Annotated in this window: 1 protein-coding gene; it reads left to right on the top strand. The window is 28.0% G+C overall.

Going from position 1 to position 596, the window contains the following annotated elements; all coding sequences use genetic code 11:
• Positions 1 to 493, top strand: a 493-nt coding sequence (gene nth / locus CX675_RS19665; RefSeq protein ID WP_165396104.1) for an endonuclease III, incomplete at its 5' end; no start/stop codon positions are given.
• Between the last annotated feature and the right edge of the window lie 103 nt (positions 494 to 596).

The following is a 596-nucleotide window of genomic DNA, read 5'->3' as shown; positions in this document are numbered from 1 at the left end:
TATTAATATAATTTCCAAACCTTTCTTTGATGAATATCCCGATTTCAAAAGTCTTTCAAATTCCAATTCTAACAATCTCATAGTTTATTTTTCAAGTGTAAGGAACTATGCTAATAAAATCAATTGGATTTTAGATACCGCTTCTTTATTAAAAGATAAAACTATTCCTAAAAAGTTAGACCAACTCATAAAATTAAAAGGTATTGGTCGTAAATCAGCTAATGTCATCTTGAGAGAAACACATCAAAAACCAGAAGGCATTCTAGTTGATTTACATGTTTTACGAGTAGTACCTCGATTTGGATTAACTCCAGAATATAAAGACGCCAATAAAATTGAAAAAATACTTATGGAAAAACTTCCTTATTCGATGTGGAATGATATTGGTATGGCTTTCTCTTTTTTAGGAAGAGAAATTTGCAAACCTAAGAAACCCAATTGCCCAATTTGCCCTATAAACAAACAATGTCAGTATTTTAATAACAACAAATAATTATTAAAAAATAAGCATTATTATGATCTAATTATATTTCAGTTATTTTTAAAACAAAAAACCCTTATCAAAATAGATAAGGGTTTTCAAAAGAAAGGCGACG

Source organism: Flavobacterium sp. J27, from assembly GCF_004303025.1.
GTDB lineage: Bacteria > Bacteroidota > Bacteroidia > Flavobacteriales > Flavobacteriaceae > Flavobacterium.
Note: the sequence above shows the minus strand (reverse complement) of the source record. Positions and strands in the feature narration are given on the sequence as shown.